Here is a 19,165-nt window from a genome sequence, read left to right as displayed (position 1 = left end):
GCTGGGCAAGGGTCCGGACGCCGGTCGGATCGGTTCGGCTCAGGCTTCCTGGTCGCCGTCGTCCGGTTCGTCGTCGTCAAGGCCCTTCAGGAACTCCTCGACCTCGGCGCCGATCTCGTCGGCACTGGGCACGTTCGCCTTCGAGACGAGCGCACGCTGCGACATGAACTGCTCGTACTGGGATTCGAGGCGGCCGATCACTGCCTGGACCTCCTCGGACTGGGTGACCTGAGCGTCCACCAGGCCGCGGTTGGCCGCCGAAGCCTGCGCCAGACGTCCACCACTCGGGAGTTCGAGGCCCGAGACCGAGCCGACCTGGTTGAGCAGTGCGATCGCGGCGTCGGGGTATTCACCCTCGGCGAGGTAGTAGGGCACATGGGCGACGAGGCCGACGACCTCATGACCCTGCTCGCCCAGCCGGAGCGTGAGCAGGCTGCCGAACGACGCGCTCATCTGGAACGTGCCGGGCATGCCGCCACGATCTCCCAGCAATGCCGGGTCGGAGGCGAACCCCGACACGTAGACGGGACGCGTGTGCGGTGCCGGAGCGGGCATGGCCTGCAGGAACACCACCCGCTTCACGTCGAAGACGTCCACCAGGTGGTTGACGGCGGCCGCCATACGCTCCCACTGGAGAGCCGGCTCGGGGCCGCTGAGCAGCAAGAACCGCGTCCCGTGCCCGTCGGTGACCTCGTGCAGGGCGATCTCGGGAGCCTCGAAATGCTTGAAGTGGTCGTGGTCGAACACGATCTGCGGGCGATGGCCCGCGTAGTCGAACAACTGGTCGATGTCGAAGGTGCCGAGTCTGTGGTTGGCGAACCCGTCGAGGAGGCGTTCCTCGACGAGCTTGCGGGTCTCCCCGGCGTCGGCGAAGCTGCCCATGGTCACCAGAAGGGTCGGATGATCGCCGGACTGCCGCGCGCGGTCGGCGGGGTCGACATACGGCGACCAATTGAAAAGCGCACTCGGATCGAGCATGGGACATCACCTCTGCGGAAGTTGCCTACGTGATTCACAACGATGCGACCCTGGACGCTATTCCCCTAGCAGAGACTCACGATTGCAACACGACAGCAACACTTGGTTCGTAGACTCCGGCCATGGATAGCCTTGTTGGTCGCTATCGGGCTCCCGAGGGAGTCTACGACGAGATGTTCGACGGACAACGGCCGCGCCCCGCCTACCAAGCCGCCTACCGGCTGATGCAGACGATGACCGACGACGGGCTCGTCGAGCGCGCGGAGTACGTGCGGAGCACCTACCTCGATCAGGGGGTGACCTTCGACGTCGGTGGGGTCGAGCACCCGTTCCCGCTCGACGTCGTGCCCCGGATCATCCTCGCCCACGAGTGGCAGACGATCGAGGCCGGCGTCCAGCAGCGGGTGACCGCGCTCGAGGCCTTCCTCTCCGACGTCTACGGCAAGGGGGAGGTGTTCAAGGACGGTGTCATCCCCCGGAAGGTGATCACCACCTCACGCCACTTCCACCGGGTGGCGCACGGCATCCAGCCCGCCAACGGGGTGCGGATCCACGTGTCCGGGACCGACCTCGTCCGCGGAGCCGACGGCACCTTCCGGGTGCTGGAGGACAACGTCCGCATTCCGAGCGGGGTCAGCTACGTGATGACCAACCGCCGGGCGATGAGCGCCGCCTATCCCGAGCTCATGAGCCTCCACCAGCTGCGTCCGGTGCACGACTACCCCCAGATGCTCCTGGACGCGTTGCGCGCGGCGGCCCCCAAGGGGGCCCACGAGCCGAACGTGGTGGTGCTGACCCCCGGCGTCTACAACTCCGCCTACTTCGAACACGCCCTGCTGGCGCGCATGATGGGCGTCGAACTGGTCGAGGCCGGCGACCTCTACTGCGAGGGCGGTCAGGTCAAGGCCCGCACGACCCGCGGCTCCCAGACTGTGCACGTCATCTACCGCCGGATCGACGACGACTTCCTCGATCCCATGCACTTCCGGTCCGACTCCCTGCTCGGAGTGGGTGGCCTGCTCAGCGTCGCCCGCGCCGGCAACGTGACGATCGCCAACAGCGTCGGTAACGGGGTCGCGGACGACAAGCTGGTCTGCACCTACGTGCCCGACCTCATCCGCTACTACCTGTCGGCCGAGCCGATCCTGCCTGGCGTGCAGACCTGGCGCCTCGAGAACCCGGCCGACCTGGCCGAGGTGCTCGACAGGCTGGACGAGTTGGTCATCAAGCCCGTGGACGGCTCGGGAGGCAAGGGCGTGGTGATCGGCCCCCAGGCGAGCGCGGCGGAACTGGCCACGTTGCGCGCCCAGGTGCTCGCCGATCCCCGCACGTGGATCGCCCAGCCCGTCGTCCAGCTGTCGACCGTGCCCACCATCGTGGGTCACGATCTGCGGCCCAGGCACGTCGATCTGCGTCCGTTCGCGGTCAACGACGGTGAACAGGTGAAGGTGCTGCCAGGCGGCCTCACCCGGGTCGCACTCAAGGAGGGCCAGCTGATCGTCAACTCGTCCCAGGGTGGCGGCTCGAAGGACACCTGGGTGCTCGTCGACAGTGATGCCGGGGCCGCTCCTCCGGGGCCCCAGGTCGAACGGGGCATCCAGGTCTCCGCCGTCGGCGCGTCCCTCAGCGAGGTGATCTGAGATGCTGAGCCGAATCGCCGATTCTCTCTTCTGGATCGGACGCTATCTGGAGCGGGCCGAGGACACCTCACGGATCGTCGGGGTGCACCTGCAGCGCTTCGCGGAGGATCCCACCGTCGACGAGCGAGTCGCCCCGGTCGCGATCCTGGCCGCCATGGGCGTGGACCCGCAGGACCTCGTCCACGAGCGCGTGGACATGGGGATGATGCTGGAACGGCTCTGCTACGACCCCGACTCGCCGACCTCGACCCGGGCGGTGCTGCGCGCGGCCCGCGAGGCGGCGCGCAGGGTTCGCGACGTCATCTCGCCGGAGCTGTGGGAGGCCATCAACGCCGCCTACCACGAGTTCATGGCCCCGTCGTTCACCAGCATGCGCCCGACCGCGGCCCTGCAACTGATGCGCACCCGCTGCGTCCAGATCGCCGGGATCGCCGACAGCCTGATGACCCGTGACGAGGCCTATCATTTCCTCGTGCTCGGACGGTACCTGGAGCGGGTCGACATGTCGTCCCGCTCGGTCAGCACGGTGCCCGATCACGGCGACCAGCTCGTGGCCTGGACGGTCGCGCTGCGGGCGTGCGGCGGCTTCCACGCGTTCACCCGCACGTACGCCGGTGCCGGTGACGCGGTCGACGCGGCCCGCTTCCTCATCGTCGACCGCAGGTTCCCCCGGTCGCTCGTACACGGCATGCAGGCGGTGCAGGACGCGCTGGCCGAACTCGACCCGATCAACGTGAACCTCCGCCTCGACCCGACCGCCCGGATCATCGCCCGGGTGCGCAGTTGGCTGGAGTACATGGATCCGGCGGAGCTGGTGATCGGCCTGGAGGACCGGATGGAACGGGTGCAGACGGCATGCGCCGAGGTCAGCGACCAGGTGTTCAACCGCTATTTCGAAGGCCCGGGCGTGGTCGCCTGGCACAAGGAGGTGACGGTATGCGACTGAGACTGACCCACAGGCTGGTCCTGACGACGACGCGACCGATGCTGTCGTTCCACGGGGAGTTGCGCCTCACGCCGTGTTTCCTCGACAACCAGAGCCTCATCACCCCGGTGGTGGACATCGAGCCCTCGGCCTGGCGACACGAATACGTCGACTACTGGGGCACCGCGGTGACCGCGTTCAACGTCTCCTCGGCGCGCAAGGAGCTGCAGATCACCGCGACCACCGAACTCGATCTCGGCATCCCGGCCGCCTGCCCACCCGGCACCAGCGGCTGGGACGACCTGGCCGACCTCACGCTCACCGATGCACAGGCGGAGTACCTCCAGGGCCCAGACGAGGAGGTGTCCGTCCCCGGCGCGTGGCAGGAATGGCGCGACTCGGCGGCCACGCCGTGTGAGTTCGTCCGAGGCATCGTTGATCACGGCCTCGTGGCACCGGATGCCGTGCTCCTGGTCGATCGTGTGATCCAAGCCATGAGGTGGGCCGGCATCCCCGGTCGTTTCGTCTCCGGATACCTGGTTCCCGAGGGCCTGGACGTGGGTGACACCGCCGAGGCGACACCGCACGGATGGCTGCAGTACTGGGACGAGGGCTGGTGCGACTGGGACCCCGCATTGGGCGCAAGCCCCGATCAACGGCATCTGGTGGTGGGATTCGCCCGCGATCGCGACGACATCCCGCTGCTCACCGGCATCCACGGCGCGGGTGAGGACGCGACGACGAGCGGAACGGTGCGGGTCCGGCGGCTCGCGTAGGGCGCCGAACCTCGGCCTTCGTCACGCTCAGGGACCCTTCAACAGGCTCAGGGACCTTCCACGCTCGGGGCCCTTCGACAGGCTCAGGGATCCGGGATCGCGAACCCGGCTCAGGCGTCGGCGGAATCGGGTAATCGCCTGACCTCGACGGCGACGTCCAGGGTGCTGTCGTGCCCGCTGCTGAAGATGACCCCCTTCAGCGGCGACACGTCGCGGAAGTCGCGGCCCCAGGCGGTGACGATGTAGCGCGAGTCGGCCAGATGATCGTTGGTCGGGTCCAGATCGACCCAACCCATGTCGGGAACGAGCACGGAGGCCCAGGCGTGTGTCGCGTCCGCACCGGTCAGCACGGCGGGCTCGCCCGGGGCCGACGTCTCGATGTAGCCGCTCACGTATCGCGCGGGCAGACCGACCGCCCGGAAACAGGCGACCGCCAGATGGGCGAAGTCCTGGCAGACACCCGCCCGGGCGCCGATGACCTCGGGCAGTGTCGTCTTCACACTCGTCACGCCCAGGCTGTACTCGAATCTCTCGTGGATGGAGTGGTAGACCGACTCGATGGCCTCGCCGACCGGGCACCGCGCGTCCACCATGGTTGACGCGAAGGCCCTCACCTCGTCGGTCAGCTCGATCACCGGGGAGGCGAGCAGATAGGTGGCCCGTTCCGTGGGGTCGAGGGACGGGTCGCGCGCCAGACGGTCGGCCGCGTCGGCGACCGTGAGGTCGAGCGCGGACAGGTCGACGGCGGGCCAGGCGACGTCCACCACGGAGGTCTGCCCGACCGACAGGATCCGGTGCGGGGTGTGGATCTCGATGTACTGGCTGTAGTTGCCGAAGAAGTCGACGTGCTCATCCGAGATGTCCGGGGTGGGGGAGACCACCACCTCGTGCCGCAGCACCTGCTGGGTAGGGGTCGGACGCGGCCTGAGCCGCGCCCGCGCGAACGAGGACGTCACGTCGGCGTCGTAGCAGTACTCGGTGCGATGGGTCACCTCGTAGCGGTGCGTGAGCGAAGGGCTCTGGTTCATCGCCTGCCCCCGGTGTTCTCCTGCACCGCGAACCACACGGCGGGCTGCTGGATCTGGAAGTGCTCCTGCTCGATCTGGTCGGACAGCAGGCGCAACTGCTCGTCCAGTTCGTCGAGCAGTCGCCGTAGCGGGGCACGCTCGTCTGCCCGGAGGACGTCCATGTCGGCATCCACAAGCAGATCTCGCACCTGCGCGGCGAGCGAGTCGACGCCGGGAGCAGGGGTGAAGCGCAAGGCGTCGATCAGACGATCGATCTGGTAGCGCACCGACCGCGGATTGTCCGGGTCGAGGAGCAGCAACGAGGCAGCCGCCTCGGCCGGTGAGCTGGCGCCCACCCCCGCGGCCATCCTGCGCGCGTACGTGATCAGGCTGTCACCGACCTCGAGCACCGACTCGACCAGCAATGCCTCGGCCACCGGCGCGCGCACCCCGGCCAGTGTGTGCCGCAGCATGCGCACGGTGGTCTGCGCGCGCTCGATCCGGCGTCCGGACTCGACGAACGTCCAGGTGGGCTCGCGCACCAGGCTCTCGCCGACGATCCCGGCCAACGCCAGCGTCGACCGCAGCACGTCGGCGATCACGTGCTGCACATGAACGTCCGCCCCCGCTCGAGCCGCCGACAAGGTGGCGTCGAGGGCGTTGAGGACGCTGAAGATGTCGGCGCTGATGACCTCGCGCACATCGGCGGCGGCTGCGGTCGTGCGGCCCGCACCGTAGGCGACGGTGCCGGGGACCCACTCGTCCAGCAGCAGCGAACGGACCTGGGGCAGCGGGTCCGCCAGACGCTGGACGGCTCCCTCCCCGGTGAATCCGGGGCGGACGGAGGTCACGGCGGTGAGCGACTCCAGCATCGCGCGCATCGCGGAATGACCAGGGGTGCCGGGGCGATGCAGGTTGTCCTCGATGAGCTTGTCCGACACCTTGAGCATGCGGGCCGTGGCCTCGGTCCGTTCCGAGTACCGCCCCAGCCAGTACAGCTGGTCGGCGGCGCTCGGCGTGAGGCCCGGCCTGGACGTCGGCACCTCACCCTCTCCGCGACGCCGGGGGCTGAGATCCAGCGGCCGGACGGTCTCGTCCGCCGCCTCCAGCACCCAGACGTCCTTGCTGATCGCTCCGTCACGGTTGGTGATCACCCAGGACTCCTCATCCGGCGCGACCCGGGCCAGCCCGCCGGGGAGGATCGCGTAGGTGGACCCGGCCGATACGGCAAACGTACGCAGCAGCGTGCGGCGCGCTTCCAACCCGGTGGGGCCGACGACCGGGCTCGTGCTCGGCTCGACCGACTGCTGTGCCGCCCAGCGTCCGGGCTCCGCGGTGATCCGCGCCACCAGTCGCTGTCTGTCCGGCTCGTCGAGGTCGACCGGGCGGACGCCTCCCCGACCGGCCCGCCGGTCGACCGGCTTGATGACGAGTTCGTCGAGGTGCGACAGGACATGAGCCAGGTGCTCCGGGTCGCCGCACCACCAGGTGGGCACCGATGCAAGGCGCAGGGGTTCACCCAGCACGTGCACGGCGATGCGGTCGAGGTAGGCGAGCAACCCCGGGTTCTCCAGCACAGCCGATCCCAGGGGGTTGGCCACACCGACCCGCCCCTGCCTGGCCGCCTCGACGAGCCCCGGCACTCCCAGCCGTGACTCGGGACGCAGATCGAGCGAGTCGGCCCAGGACGCGTCCACCCGCCTCTGCAGGACGTGTACCGGCTCCCGGCGCCCGGTGGTGCGCAGCCACAGGCGTCCGCCGAGCACCTCGAGATCACCGGACTGGGCCACGGGATGGCCGAGAAGCGTCGACACGAGCGCCTGATCATAGGCGGTCTCACTGGCAGGCCCCGGGCTCAGCAGGACGACGCGCGGGTTGTCCTCGCCCGCGGGCGCGCAGGTCTGAAGTGCCAGCCGCATGTGATCGAAGAAACCCCGCAACCTGCGTATCGGTGCGTCGCGGTAGTCCTGCTCCAGGATGCGGGCCACGAGCCGCCGGTTGGCCATCGCGTAGCCGGCCCCGGACGGTGCCTGGGCGCGATCGCCGAGAGCCATCCACCGACCGTCCGCGCCACGCACCAGGTCGGTGGCGGTCATCACCAGCTGCCGTTCGGCGTTCATCCGGATGCCGTCGACGACGGGCAGGAAACCGCCGTGGCCGAGCACGAGTTCGGCGGGCAGCACCCGCTCGCTCAGGAGACGCCGCTGCCCGTAAACGTCCGAGAGCACCTCGTCCAGCAGCTCGGCCCGCTGACGCAGGCCTGCCTCCAGCTCACGCCATTCCTCGCCGGGGATCACCAGCGGCAGCAGGTCCAACAGCCACGGACGCGCCAGCTGCCCGGCGGGGGCCCCGCCGTAGGTGATCGCCTCGGCGCGGACCAGGCGTCCCAAGGAGCGCTGCCGCCGGCGCAGGTCGTCGCCACCGACGCCCGCATCGACCGGCGACCGGAAGCCGGGATCGTCCGCCAGTCGGCCGAACTCGTCGTGCTCACCGGCGCGCCGCAGATAGTCCGCGAGCACCGAGTCGCTGGCTTCGGCTGGAACGATCACGCGAACACTCTACGAGGCATCCTCAACAACACGCCCCACCCGTCTCGTGTCCCCGGACCACGAGATCGGGATCGCCGCTGCCGTCCCGTGCCAGCATGGGTGACGTGTCACGTCCCACGCCGGCAGAACTCAGGGCGGTCCTCGACCGTCTCCCCGATCCCACTCGACTCAACGTGCCCGACATCGTCGGGGACGGCATGGCCATGCTGATCGTGGGGATCAACCCCGGTCTGTGGTCGGCGGCGGTCGGGGCACACTTCGCGCGTCCCGGCAACAGGTTCTGGCCGGCACTGCACGAAGCCGGGATCGTCGACCGACCCGTCGATCCGTCGGAGGGACTGTCTGAGGACGACCGCGACTACCTGGTGGGCAGGGGAGTGGGCCTCACCAACCTGGTCGACCGCCCCACGGTGAAGGCGGACGAGCTGGACGACGCCGAGGTGCGCGAGGGTGTGGTCAGGCTTCGGGGGATCGTCGAACGCTATCGTCCCCGCGTCGTCGCGATTGCGGGCATCGGCGCTTATCGGGTGGGATTCGCCCGCCCCCGGGCGCGTCCGGGCGAACAACCCGAGCCTCTCGCTGGCGCCCGGGTCTGGGCGCTGCCCAACCCGTCCGGCCTGAACGCGCACGAGAACATCGCCTCGCTCGCGCGGGCTTACGGGGCCGCTGCGGACGCCGCGGGCATCATCCGGGTGCCCGGCGGCGCGATCCGCGAGGCAGGTTAGTGCGTCCTTCCAAGTGAAGTGCGAGTGGAACGACGAACGGCGACGTAGGGTGGGTGCCCTCAGACACGAGCGGGAGGACGAACGCCATGGCCCGGAAGGTGTATTACGGCCCGCTTGTCGATGTCTCCTTCGACGGGGACGTCTGCAGGCATGCCGCAGAGTGCGTCCGGGGCATGCCCGAGGTGTTCAACACCTCGAAGCGACCCTGGATCGATCCCGTCAACGCCGACACCGCCGAGCGCGCCGACTACCTGCGTGAGGTGATCGGACGCTGTCCCTCGGGCGCCCTCGTGGTGGAGGAGCACCCGGCGCCGGCCCCCGCCTCGACCCCCTCCTGCGAGGTGAGCGTGATCGACGCGCCCGAAGCCAGCAGGTTCGAGGCCAGGATCGACGGCGTACTGGCAGGTTTCGCGGAATACCAGCTCACCGATCAACTGGTGGTCTTCACCCACACCGAGGTCGATCCCGCCTTCGAGGGACGCGGCGTCGGCTCGGCTATCGCCCGGTATGCCCTCGACAAGCTTCGCTCCGAGGGCACGCACAAGGCGTTGCCGCTGTGCCCGTTCATCAAGGGGTGGATCGAGCGTCACCCCGACTACCTCGACATCACCTACGGAGCGCGGCCCGCACAGGCGCAGTGACCGCGCCGACCTGCGGGCCAGGTACCGCGCGACAAGGTCCCTAGGGAAATGCTGATCAATGATCCCTGAGCCTGTCGAAGGGTCGTGGAACCGTCGTCCGGAAACGGGCTTCGACAGGCTCAGCCAGCGTTGTTCGCATTGATCAGCGTTTCCCTAGAGCCCCAGCGCGGTGCCGAGACGCCGGGGAAGCCCGTCGAGGGTGTCCTCGTCCTCCTTGCGGTACCGCAGGATCGAGCCCGGATCGCCCGCCCGTACCTTGACGGCCCACGCGGGATCCGAGAGCACCGCGCGCCCGACCGCGAGCAGGTCGAACTCGCCGGCCGCAACACGGCGAGCGGCCTCGGCGACGTGTGCCGTGCCGTCGCCGCTCGTCGGGGAGGGGGCACTGCCGTTGCCCGAACTCCCAGGGCTGTCGATCCCGGCCGAGCCGACCGCGATGGCGGGCCTGCCGGAGACTTTCGCCGCCCACCCGGCCAGCGTGAGGGGCGACCCGTCGAACGCGGGTGCCCAGAAGCGTCTCGTGGACGCGTGGAAAGCGCTGACGCCCGCATCGGCCAGCGGCCTCAGGATGCGGGCCAGTTCGTCCGGATCGTCGGCTATCCGTGCGTCGTAGGCGCCGTTCTTCCACTGGGAGAAGCGATAGAGGATCGGGAATCCCGGCCCGACGGCGTCCCGGATCGCGGAAACCACCTCGACGGGGAACCGCACCCGGTTGGTCAGGACGCCACCGTATTCGTCCTCACGCCGGTTGGTCCGCGTCCACACGAACGAGTCGAGCAGGAAGCCGTGGGCACCATGCACCTCGACCCCGTCGAAGCCGATCCGCTGGGCGTCGGCTGCCGCCTGGGCATACGACTCGGTGATGGCCCTCAGGTCGTCCCTGGTCGCGGCTCTGCCCACCGTGTGTCCGAGACCGTCGACGCCCGAGGGCGACAGTGCCGGGACGCCCGGGTGCAGCGGACCGTCCTGCCTGCGCGCGAGGCCCACGTGCCACAGCTGCATCGCGATCCGCCCTCCCGCCTCGTGCACGGCCTCGACGACGCGTCCCCAGCCGTCGAGAGCGGCCGAACCATAGGCGTGGGGGATGTCCTGGTTCGAGCCCGACGACGGATGCGAGATGAAGGCCCCCTCGGTGATCAGCAGGCCCATGTGCGGCGCGCGCCGGGCGTAGTAGCGCGCGACCTCGTCACCCGGGACGCCGCCGGGGGAGAACCACCGGGTCATCGGCGCCATGACCAGGCGGTTGGAGAGTTCGAGACCCTCGAGCCCGAAAGGTCGGAACAAGGCGCCCGAGTCCACCGCCGCGATGGTCGCGGGTCCTGGTCCGGTCGCCGCCGGGGTTGCCTGGTGATCATCCATGACAGGGTTCCTTCCCGCAATGGCGCCCTCGCACGACGACGACCAGCCGGGCGCGAACGACTACTGGTCGAAACGATTAACCAGGTTAATGATATTGCGTCGCCTCACGTCCGATCGTCATCGCCTGTCATACGGCGCAGGAGCCGGATCAGCTGCGAGCGATCACGGGAGTTGAGCCCACGCAGGGAGCGATCCTCGGCGTCGAAGAACGCGTCCAGGACGCCGTCGAGCAGTTCCTGGCCGGAGGCACTCAGCCTGATGACGAGCCTGCGGGCATCGGCGGGATCGACGTCCCTTTCCAGCAGGCCGAGCTCGTAGAGCGTTGCCAGGCGCTTCTGCATGCCCGGCGGTGACAGGGTCATCTGGTCGGCCAGCTCGGCCTGCGTGAGCCCCGCCCCACTGTCCTTGCGAGCGCGATGCAACGCTGCGAGCACGTCGAACTGCCCGCGGCTGAGTCCGCGCGCGGCCAGGACGGCATCCGCGTCACCGGTGACCTGCGCGGTGACTCGTCGCAGCAAGGTGGCCAGCTCGATCGTGTGCGGATTGCGTCCCTCCCGGGCCCACGCCTCGGCGAGTTCTCGAGCACTCGAGCGCCCTTCACCTCGTCGCCTCACGCGATCGAGGCTACCCGGGATCGCCGCCGGTCCGGCCCACGACCTGTCCATCAACAGGGTGTGTTCACACTCTGGACGAAATATCCCACATAATGGTCTACGCAAAGGAGACCATCACATGACCACCACCATCCCGACCAAGGCGCCGCTCAACTCCCCGGCGCGTGTCATCACGGCGAGCCTCGTCGGCACCACCATCGAGTTCTACGACTTCTACGTGTACGCGACCGCCGCGGTGCTCGTCTTCCCACAGCTCTTCTTCCCCGTGGGCAACGACACCACCGCTCTTCTCGCGTCCTTCGCTGTCTTCGGCGCCGCCATGGTGGCCCGGCCGATCGGGGCCATCGTCTTCGGTCACCTCGGCGACCGGCGGGGGCGCAAGACCACGCTCGTGATCAGCCTGCTCACGATGGGCGTCGCCACCTTCGTGATCGGCCTGCTGCCCACCTACAACAACGTCGGGGTCCTCGCTCCGGTGCTGCTGCTCCTCCTGCGGCTGACGCAGGGCTTCGCCATCGGCGGCGAATGGTCGGGAGCCGCTCTGGTGGCCACCGAGAACGCACCCGCCGGCAAGCGGGCCTGGTACGGGACCTTCCCGCAGCTCGGTGCACCCCTCGGGTTCATCATCGCCAACGGGCTGTTCCTCGTGATCAACTTCACCCTTCCGCACCCCACGGACCCGTTGCTGAAATCCGAGGCGTTCCTCACCTGGGGCTGGCGGATCCCGTTCCTGTTCTCGTCCGTGATGGTGATCATCGGGCTGTGGGTGCGGCTGAAGCTGGTCGAGTCCGAGGCGTTCACCATGGCCGAGCGCAAGGGCGCCATCCGCAAGCTGCCGCTGAGCGCGACCTTCCGTCATCACACCCGCGAGGTCGTGCTGGGCACCTTCATTATGCTGGCGACCTACGTGCTGTTCTATCTGATGACCAGCTTCACGCTCACCTACGGCACCAAGGCGCAGGACGCCAACCCCGGCGGCCTGGGAATCTCGTACACGCACTTCGTGCTCATGCAGATCCTCGGCGTGGTCTTCTTCGGGTTTTTCACCCTGCTGTCGGGCCCGTTGGCCGATGCGATCGGACGACGCCGGCTGCTGATCTGGGTGACGGCCGTGATCATCGTCTTCGGCGTGAGCTTCCCGATCTGGCTCACCGTGCGTCCGGACGCCATGTTCACCGGCGCGATGACGCAGGCGTTCCTGGTGCTCGGCTTCACCCTGATGGGCATGACCTTCGGCCCGATGGGTGCCATCCTGCCCGAGTTGTTCCCGACCAACGTCCGCTACACGGGCTCGGCCATCGCTTACAACGTGTCCAGCATCCTGGGTGCCGCACTCGCCCCGATCATCGCGGTCGCCCTGTGGGCCCGCGCGGGCGGCAGCACCTGGCTGGTGGGCGTGTACCTGGCCGCCGCCGGCGTCCTCACGCTGATCTCGCTGATCCTGTCCCATGAGACCAAGGACACCGACTACAGCGCCGTGTCCGTCGACGACGAGTTGGCCGCACTGGTGGAGGACGAGGCGGCCTCGGCCGGGATCTGATCCCACCGATCTACCGGAATCAGGCGACGCGATCTCCGCGGACAGCCGCGACGAGCGCCCACCGGCCTCAGGAACCCGCCCGGACGAGTTCCACGAATCCGGTGGCCACCAAGCGGCTGCTCGCGGAGATCGTTGCGTCCGCGGCCTGCATGCGCTCGGCGATCTCGCCGCGCGCATGCAGGCCGGTGTCCGACCAGGAGGCCACCAGTTCCGGGGTCGCCTCGGGATGGAACTGGACCCCCCGCGCGCTGCCCAACCGGAACGCCTGGTTCGCACAGCCGGCCGACCGCGCGAGTTCGACCGCCCCGGCGGGCAGAACCGTGACCGTGTCATGGTGCGACTCCGCCAGGATCGTGGTGCCGCGGGAAGCGAGCGCCCCGAAGACCGGGTCGTCCGCGGCGTCCTCCAGCCACTCGATCTCGACCGGCCCTTCCTCGCCTCCGACCGGATCCGCCACGGTCACGTGCCCGCCGAGGGTCTCGGCCAGCAGCTGGTGCCCCAGACAGATGCCGAGGACGGGCAGGTCGATGCTGTGGGCGTCGGCGAGCAGGTCACACAACGGATCCATCCACGGGTGTGTCTTCCCGTCGCGCACCGACATCCGGCCCCCCAGCACCAGCAGGCCGTCACCCACGGACGCGAGCTGCGGCACATCCTTGGCCCACAGCTCGACCAGTGACAGCCGCACCCCCGAATCCCGAAGCCACCGGTCGAATCGTCCCAGTGGGACGCCGGGATCGAGCTGGACGACGGTGATGCGCGGTTGCTTCGCCATGTGTTGCAGGTTAGCGCCGTGACGTGCCCGCTGACATTCGTGTCGTTCCGTGCGACGCTGTAGTCGACGGTTCAACCGAATCCGTCACCCGTATCGGGAACCGGAGGAGATCATGGCTCGTCCCATCCATTTCGAGATCCACTGCGACGACCTCGACCGCGGGCGCGCGTTCTACGCCGACGTCTTCGGCTGGACGTTCGAGGACTACAGCGCCTACGCCGGAACCCCGTACTTCGGGATCGTCACGGGGAGCGACGACGACCCCGGCATCAACGGGGGCATGCTCGCCCGGCCGGAGGGCAGTACGGCGGGCCCGGGGGCACCGGTGAACGGTGCCGTCCTGACCATCGGATCGGGCGATTTCGATGCAGACGCCGCCAGGATCCTCGCTGCCGGCGGGCAGGTCGCCCTGCCGAAGGCGGCTCTGCCCGGCATGGCGTGGCAGGGCTACTTCCTCGACACCGAAGGAAACGTCTTCGGCCTGCACCAACCCGACCCGGATGCCCGTTGACGGCTCAGGGTTCGCCCCTACCGTCGGCGGAGGCCGACCCTGCTACCCGGGTAGGATGCCGACGACCGCGTACCCGCCTAGGCTGAACACATGATTCTTCGCGCGCGTAAACCGAGCACCCGTTGGATCGCGCCGGCCGCAGCTGCCGGCCTCGTGATCGCCAGCCCGGCCGTCCTCACCAGCCTGGCGTCCGCCGAGCCCACGCTGCCCCCGCGGTCAGCCGAAGAGCTGGTCAGCGACGTGCTGTCGGCCGATCCGGTCGCGTTCACGGGGGAGATCTCCCAGCGCACCGACCTCGGCCTGCCCGACCTGTCGTCCGTGGGCGGGTTGGACTTCTCCGATCCGAACTCGCTGCTCGCCCTGGCGTCCGGTTCGAACACCTGGCGCATCTGGTACGACGGTGGCCGCGCCTACCGCATCGCCATCATTCGCGACCAGACCGAATCCGATCTCATCAGCAACGGCTCAGTGCTGTGGGCCTGGTCGAGCCAGAGCCGCACCGCGGTCCGGACCGAACTGGACGGAGCGACCGCAGCCGACCAGACGCAGCTTCCCGCCGAGGCGGGCTCCCCACAGGAACTGGCCCGCCAGGTGCTGTCCGAACTGGAGCAGTACAGCACCGTGCAGACCGACGCCAACCTGACTGTGGCCGGTCGTGCCGCCTACGAACTGGTGGTCAAGCCCGAGGACGAGTCCACCCGCGTGAAGGATGTACGGATCGCCGTCGATGCCGAGACGCAGATGCCGTTGCGCGTGCTCGTCCACTCGACGCAGGTCGACGAACCCGTCATCGACGTCGCTTTCACCAGGCTCGACTACACCGCCCCCAGTGCGTCGACCTTCGAGTTCACCCCGCCCCCGGGCGCCGAGGTGATCGAGAACACCGGCTCCGCCGAGCCGCTGCCCAGCGGCACGAGCGCCCCAGTGGATCAGATCCCTGCCTCCGACGAGGAGATCTCGTCGGTCGAGTCGAGCGGTGAGGGCTGGTCGTCGGTGACGGTCGTCCCGGCGGACGCATCCGGGGCCGCCGCCGCATCCGGGTACCTGGCCGGTCTGCTCCCGGCGGTGTCGGGGGAGTGGGGCAGCGGCGTCGTCCTCGACGGCACCTTGGTGAGTCTGGTCATCACCGACGACGGCCGAATGGCCTGGGGCGCGGTCGCACCCGAGGCGCTCTACGAGGCCCTGGCTCGGTGAGCCCTGCGGCCGTCTCGTCGTCCGGTCTCACCAAGAGGTTCGGCAAGCAGGTCGCCGTCGACCACATCGATCTCGACGTGCCCGCGGGTAGCGTCTACGGCTTCCTGGGCCCCAACGGATCGGGCAAGACGACGACGATCCGCATGCTGCTCGGCCTCGTGCGTCCCACCGAGGGCAGCAGCGCGATCCTCGGCCGACCGGTTCCGCAGGGCCTCGATCTGGCGTTGCCGCGCGTCGGTGCGCTGATCGAGGGGCCTGCTTTCCACACCCATCTGTCCGGGCGTGCCAACCTCGTGCGCCTCGACGCCGCCGATGCCACCGCGGATCCGGCGACCTGCGACAGGCGGGTCGCGGATGCCCTCGAACGCGTCGGGCTGACGAATGCCGCGGGCAAGTCGTACCGGGCCTACTCCCTCGGCATGAAACAGCGACTGGCCATCGCCGCGGCACTGCTGCAGCCCCGGGATCTGCTGGTGCTCGACGAACCCACCAACGGCCTCGACCCACAGGGCACGCGCGAGGTCCGCCACATCGTCTCGTCCTTGGCCGAGGAGGGGTCCACGGTCCTGGTCAGCAGCCACCTGCTGAGCGAGATCGAGCAGATGTGCTCGCACGTCGGTGTCATGAGTCGGGGACGCCTGGTCACCCAGGACAGCCTCGAGACGCTTCGCGACCGGGCCCGTGCCCACGTGGAACTCCACACTCCTGACGTCGCCGACGCACTTCGCTGTCTCGACAGGCTCGGGCTGCTGGGAACAGTGCCGGGTGACAAGGCGCCCGACGGTACGGTGGTCTTCGTCCCCGGCCAGGTGCCCACCGAACGGATCGTGAGCGACCTGGTGGCCGACGGCGTGAGGGTACGCGCTTTCAACGTCGTGCGGCCCACGCTGGAGGACCTGTTCGTCTCGCTGACCGGTGAGGGGTTCGACGTCAATGGCTGACTCCTCCCCGATCCGCGGCTTCGTGCGCTTCCTGGCCTCCGAGGTGGGTCTGGTCCTCGGGCGCCGCCGCAACCAGGCCGGTCTGGTCGTCCTCGCGGCGGTGCCGGTGATGATGGCTTTCGCCATCCGCTCGGCCGGCGACGGTGTCTTCGGCAGCATCCTGGCGGGTAACGGGCTCATCGTCCCCATCGGTGCACTCATCGCGGAGGCACCTTTCTTCCTCCCCCTGGCCGTCTCGATGCTCGCCGGCGACGCCATCGCGGGCGAGGCGCACCAGGGCACGCTCCGCTATCTGCTCGCGGTGCCGGCCGGGCGGACGAGGCTGTTGGCGGTCAAGCTGCTCTCGCTGTTCGCCGGTTGTCTCATCGGGGTCGGGATCATCGGCGTCGTGGGGACGCTGATGGGCGTCGTGATGCTGGGCGCGGGCCCGATGATCACCCTGTCGGGCAGCCAGCTGGGTTTCGGTGCGGCATTGGGGCGGGTCGCGCTCATGTACCTCTACTACGCGGCGTTGCTCGCGGGGTTCGCCGCGCTCGGGCTTTTCGTCTCCACCCTCACCGAGCAGCCCCTCGGTGCGACGGTCGCCATCATGGTCGTCAACATCCTGGGATGGATCGCCGAGGCCATCGAACAACTCGACTGGCTCCACCCGTGGCTGCTGACTCATTGGATGACCTCGTTCACCGACCTCATGAGCGAGCCGATGCTCACCACCAACGTGTCACGGGGCCTGTGGCTGGCACTGGGCTACGTCGCCGTCTTCACCCTGGCGGCCTGGGCGCGCTTCACCACGCGCGACGTCACGAGCTGACCGACGCCCGTACCGGACGGTCGACCGGCGCGCTGTCGGGCAGTTCCTCCTGGTCGCACAGCAGGCCCATGACCAGGACGTAGCTGTCGGGCAGGTCAGTGCCATCGCTCCACTGTGTGGGATGCTCGAACGCGACCCGCATCGTCGCCTCGACGTCCCCGCCCAAGGACTCGATGGAGTGCACCAACTGGCCGGGCAACCTGCAGGGGAGTCCTTGCTTCCGGGTGCACACCGGGCAGACGTCGCACCCGCCGGCACCCAGGCCGACCGAATCGGGCACCGCGGCTCTCAGCTTCATCAGGCGGTGATGAGCTCTTCGCTTCTCCTGGTGGAACATCTCCATGACATCGGCGACCAACCGGTCGTGGTCAAGACCTGAACGTGGCTGTGCAGGCGTGAACTCCATGATGAACGCGGTCAGGTGGAGCCAGCGATACCGAGCCCAGACGTCGAGCGGGTCGAAGTCGAACGGCGGACAGGCCCAGTTCTCGCCGTAGCGCTGACAGGCCTCGCAGAACCCCCGGAAACGCGGCACATCGACGAAGTCACGCACGTAGTCGGCGACCGCGAACCGTCGACGTGTCTCCCGCACGACGTAGTCCAACACGTTGGCCATCCTAGGAGGGTGGCCGCGGTCGCGGCGCGCGCCCGGGTGCGGCATTAGGTGCACCCACCCGGCAGTTCCCGCGGGATCAGAGGTTGATCATGTGGCCGGCGAGCCCGTGGAATCCTTCCTGAAGCGCCTCGCCGAGCGTGGGATGAGCGTGGATGTTGCGGGCGAGTTCGGTGGCCGACAGGTCCCACTTCTGGGCCAGCGTCACCTCGGGGAGCAGTTCGGAGGCATCGGCGCCGACGATGTGGGCACCGAGGAGCTCACCGTACCGTGAGTCGGCAACGAGCTTGACGAAACCGGCCGGTTCGCCGATGCCCTGAGCCTTGGCGTTGGCGGTGAACGGGAACCTGGCCACGGTGATGTCGTGGCCTTCGTCGCGGGCCTGCTGTTCGGTCAGTCCGAAGGAGGCGACCTGCGGTTGAGTGAAAGTGACGCGGGGCATCATCCGATAGTCGCCCAGCGGCAGCGTCTCGGCGCCGGCGATCGTCTCGGCGGCAACCACACCCTGAGCTTCTGCGACGTGGGCGAGCTGCAGCTTGGCGGTCACGTCACCGATCGCGTACAGGTGCGGCACGTTGGTGCGCATTCGGTCGTCGATGGCGATGGCTCCGCGGTCGGTGAGGACCACGCCGGTGTTGTCCAGCCCGTAGCCGGCGGTCCGCGGAGCGAACCCGACGGACATCAGCACCCGATCGGTCCGCAGGTCGCCGAGGTCATCGTCCGGGCCCACATAGGTGACGTTCACCGCCGCCCCGTCGTCCACCACGGTCCGTACCCTTGTCGAGGTCAGCAACCTCACCCCGAGCTTGCGATACTGACGGGTGATCTCCTTGGAGACCTCCTCGTCCTCGTTGGGTAGAACCCGGTCGAGATACTCGATGATCGTGACGTCGACACCGTAGCTCGCCAGCACGTAAGCGAATTCCATCCCGATGGCGCCGGCGCCGATGACGACCATCGAGCCCGGCAGATCGCGGTTGAGGATCTGGGCCTCGTAGGTGACCACGTTGGCGCTGAGCCGCACCCCGGGCAGGAGCCGGACAGTGGACCCGGTGGCGATGATCGCGTCGTCGAAGGTGACGATCTCGGTCCCGCCGGCGGTGAGCGCCACTTCGATGGTGTGAGTGTCCCGGAAGCTGCCGAAGCCGTCGATCTCGGTGATCGCGTTCTTCTTCATGAGGAAGTGGACGCCCTTGACCCGTCCGCCGGCGACCTGGCGGCTGCGGTCGTGAGCCACGCCGAAATCGAGGGTCAGATTGCCCGAGATACCGAACTGCGCGGCCTGGCGGGTCACGAGGTGCGCGATCTCGGCATTGCGCAACAGTGCCTTGGAGGGAACGCAACCGACATTGAGGCACACCCCGCCCCAGTACTGCTTCTCGATGACGGCGACCGTCCTGCCGAGTTGTGCCGCCCGGATCGCAGCGACATAGCCGCCGGGCCCGGCACCGAGGACGACGACATCGTAGTGGCTGGTCATGGCTTCTCCTTCTGTGGTGGCCGACGCTCGACCGGCACCGAGCGTGGGGGGCAGCGTTCCGCGCCGTTCGAGGTTCTCCCTGCCAA

At 68.7% G+C, this 19,165-nt stretch carries 18 protein-coding genes; 10 read left to right on the top strand and 8 right to left on the bottom strand.

The window, feature by feature from the left end:
• Positions 1-39 precede the first annotated feature (39 nt).
• Positions 40-978: a proteasome assembly chaperone family protein gene (locus tag FB473_RS07300; RefSeq protein WP_167166033.1), complete on the bottom strand. Its 939-nt coding sequence runs from the start codon at positions 976-978 to the stop codon at positions 40-42.
• A gap of 122 nt (positions 979-1,100) precedes the next feature.
• Between FB473_RS07300 and FB473_RS07295 the strand changes: the two genes are divergently transcribed.
• Genes FB473_RS07295 through FB473_RS07285 form a run of 3 tightly spaced genes read left to right on the top strand, consistent with a single transcriptional unit; the run spans position 1,101 to position 4,319 of the window.
• Positions 1,101-2,618 carry a circularly permuted type 2 ATP-grasp protein gene (locus tag FB473_RS07295; protein WP_167166031.1) on the top strand — a complete coding sequence of 506 codons (1,518 nt, stop codon included), beginning with the start codon at positions 1,101-1,103 and terminating at the stop codon, positions 2,616-2,618.
• Between the two features lies 1 nt (position 2,619).
• Positions 2,620-3,564 (top strand): alpha-E domain-containing protein, encoded by a 945-nt coding sequence (locus tag FB473_RS07290; RefSeq protein WP_167166029.1) that lies wholly within the window; start codon positions 2,620-2,622, stop codon positions 3,562-3,564.
• Positions 3,555-4,319: a transglutaminase-like domain-containing protein gene (locus FB473_RS07285; RefSeq protein ID WP_167166027.1), complete on the top strand. Its 765-nt coding sequence runs from the start codon at positions 3,555-3,557 to the stop codon at positions 4,317-4,319. Before FB473_RS07290 ends, FB473_RS07285 begins: the two co-directional genes overlap by 10 nt.
• 110 nt (positions 4,320-4,429) lie before the next feature.
• On the opposite strand, the gene FB473_RS07280 is transcribed toward FB473_RS07285, so the two are convergent.
• Positions 4,430-5,347 carry a transglutaminase family protein gene (locus FB473_RS07280; protein WP_167166025.1) on the bottom strand — a complete coding sequence of 306 codons (918 nt, stop codon included), beginning with the start codon at positions 5,345-5,347 and terminating at the stop codon, positions 4,430-4,432.
• A complete protein-coding gene (locus FB473_RS07275) occupies positions 5,344-7,875 on the bottom strand; it encodes a circularly permuted type 2 ATP-grasp protein (RefSeq protein WP_167166023.1) in 2,532 nt (843 codons plus the stop codon). The genes FB473_RS07280 and FB473_RS07275 overlap by 4 nt, the downstream gene beginning before the upstream one ends.
• A 95-nt stretch (positions 7,876-7,970) precedes the next feature.
• Here FB473_RS07275 and FB473_RS07270 point away from each other — a divergent pair, with 95 nt between their 5' ends.
• Complete coding sequence (locus FB473_RS07270; protein ID WP_167166021.1) at positions 7,971-8,600, top strand: mismatch-specific DNA-glycosylase; 630 nt, start codon at positions 7,971-7,973, stop codon at positions 8,598-8,600.
• Positions 8,601-8,686: 86 nt separating this feature from the next.
• Positions 8,687-9,241 carry a GNAT family N-acetyltransferase gene (locus FB473_RS07265; RefSeq protein WP_243863500.1) on the top strand — a complete coding sequence of 185 codons (555 nt, stop codon included), beginning with the start codon at positions 8,687-8,689 and terminating at the stop codon, positions 9,239-9,241.
• 153 nt (positions 9,242-9,394) lie between these two features.
• Here FB473_RS07265 and FB473_RS07260 read toward each other — a convergent pair whose 3' ends face one another.
• On the bottom strand, positions 9,395-10,600 hold the full coding sequence (locus tag FB473_RS07260) for an oxidoreductase (protein ID WP_167166019.1): 1,206 nt from the start codon (positions 10,598-10,600) through the stop codon (positions 9,395-9,397).
• A gap of 104 nt (positions 10,601-10,704) precedes the next feature.
• Positions 10,705-11,214, bottom strand: coding sequence for a MarR family transcriptional regulator (locus tag FB473_RS07255; RefSeq protein ID WP_167166017.1), 510 nt, complete (start codon positions 11,212-11,214; stop codon positions 10,705-10,707).
• Positions 11,215-11,332: 118 nt separating this feature from the next.
• On the opposite strand from FB473_RS07255, the gene FB473_RS07250 reads away from it, so the two are divergent.
• Complete coding sequence (locus FB473_RS07250) at positions 11,333-12,754, top strand: MFS transporter (protein ID WP_167166015.1); 1,422 nt, start codon at positions 11,333-11,335, stop codon at positions 12,752-12,754.
• 67 nt (positions 12,755-12,821) lie between these two features.
• Here the strand turns inward: FB473_RS07250 and FB473_RS07245 are convergent, their stop codons facing one another.
• Positions 12,822-13,529 (bottom strand): type 1 glutamine amidotransferase, encoded by a 708-nt coding sequence (locus FB473_RS07245; protein ID WP_167166014.1) that lies wholly within the window; start codon positions 13,527-13,529, stop codon positions 12,822-12,824.
• A gap of 112 nt (positions 13,530-13,641) precedes the next feature.
• Here FB473_RS07245 and FB473_RS07240 point away from each other — a divergent pair, with 112 nt between their 5' ends.
• From FB473_RS07240 to FB473_RS07225, 4 genes are all read left to right on the top strand, one after another.
• Positions 13,642-14,040: a VOC family protein gene (locus FB473_RS07240; protein ID WP_167166012.1), complete on the top strand. Its 399-nt coding sequence runs from the start codon at positions 13,642-13,644 to the stop codon at positions 14,038-14,040.
• A 90-nt stretch (positions 14,041-14,130) separates the two neighbouring features.
• A complete protein-coding gene (locus FB473_RS07235) occupies positions 14,131-15,234 on the top strand; it encodes a LolA family protein (RefSeq protein WP_167166010.1) in 1,104 nt (367 codons plus the stop codon).
• On the top strand, positions 15,231-16,175 hold the full coding sequence (locus tag FB473_RS07230) for an ATP-binding cassette domain-containing protein (protein WP_167166009.1): 945 nt from the start codon (positions 15,231-15,233) through the stop codon (positions 16,173-16,175). Before FB473_RS07235 ends, FB473_RS07230 begins: the two co-directional genes overlap by 4 nt.
• Positions 16,168-16,986, top strand: coding sequence for an ABC transporter permease (locus FB473_RS07225; protein WP_167166007.1), 819 nt, complete (start codon positions 16,168-16,170; stop codon positions 16,984-16,986). The genes FB473_RS07230 and FB473_RS07225 overlap by 8 nt, the downstream gene beginning before the upstream one ends.
• On the opposite strand, the gene FB473_RS07220 is transcribed toward FB473_RS07225, so the two are convergent.
• Both FB473_RS07220 and lpdA read right to left on the bottom strand, forming a co-directional pair.
• A complete protein-coding gene (locus FB473_RS07220) occupies positions 16,976-17,602 on the bottom strand; it encodes a DUF2284 domain-containing protein (RefSeq protein ID WP_167166005.1) in 627 nt (208 codons plus the stop codon). The genes FB473_RS07225 and FB473_RS07220 overlap by 11 nt on opposite strands.
• A 76-nt stretch (positions 17,603-17,678) precedes the next feature.
• Entirely contained in the window at positions 17,679-19,079 is a 1,401-nt protein-coding gene (lpdA, locus tag FB473_RS07215) for a dihydrolipoyl dehydrogenase (protein WP_167166003.1), read from the bottom strand.
• Between the last annotated feature and the right edge of the window lie 86 nt (positions 19,080-19,165).

This window comes from Brooklawnia cerclae (assembly GCF_011758645.1).
Taxonomy (GTDB): domain Bacteria; phylum Actinomycetota; class Actinomycetes; order Propionibacteriales; family Propionibacteriaceae; genus Brooklawnia; species Brooklawnia cerclae.
Note: the sequence above shows the minus strand (reverse complement) of the source record. Positions and strands in the feature narration are given on the sequence as shown.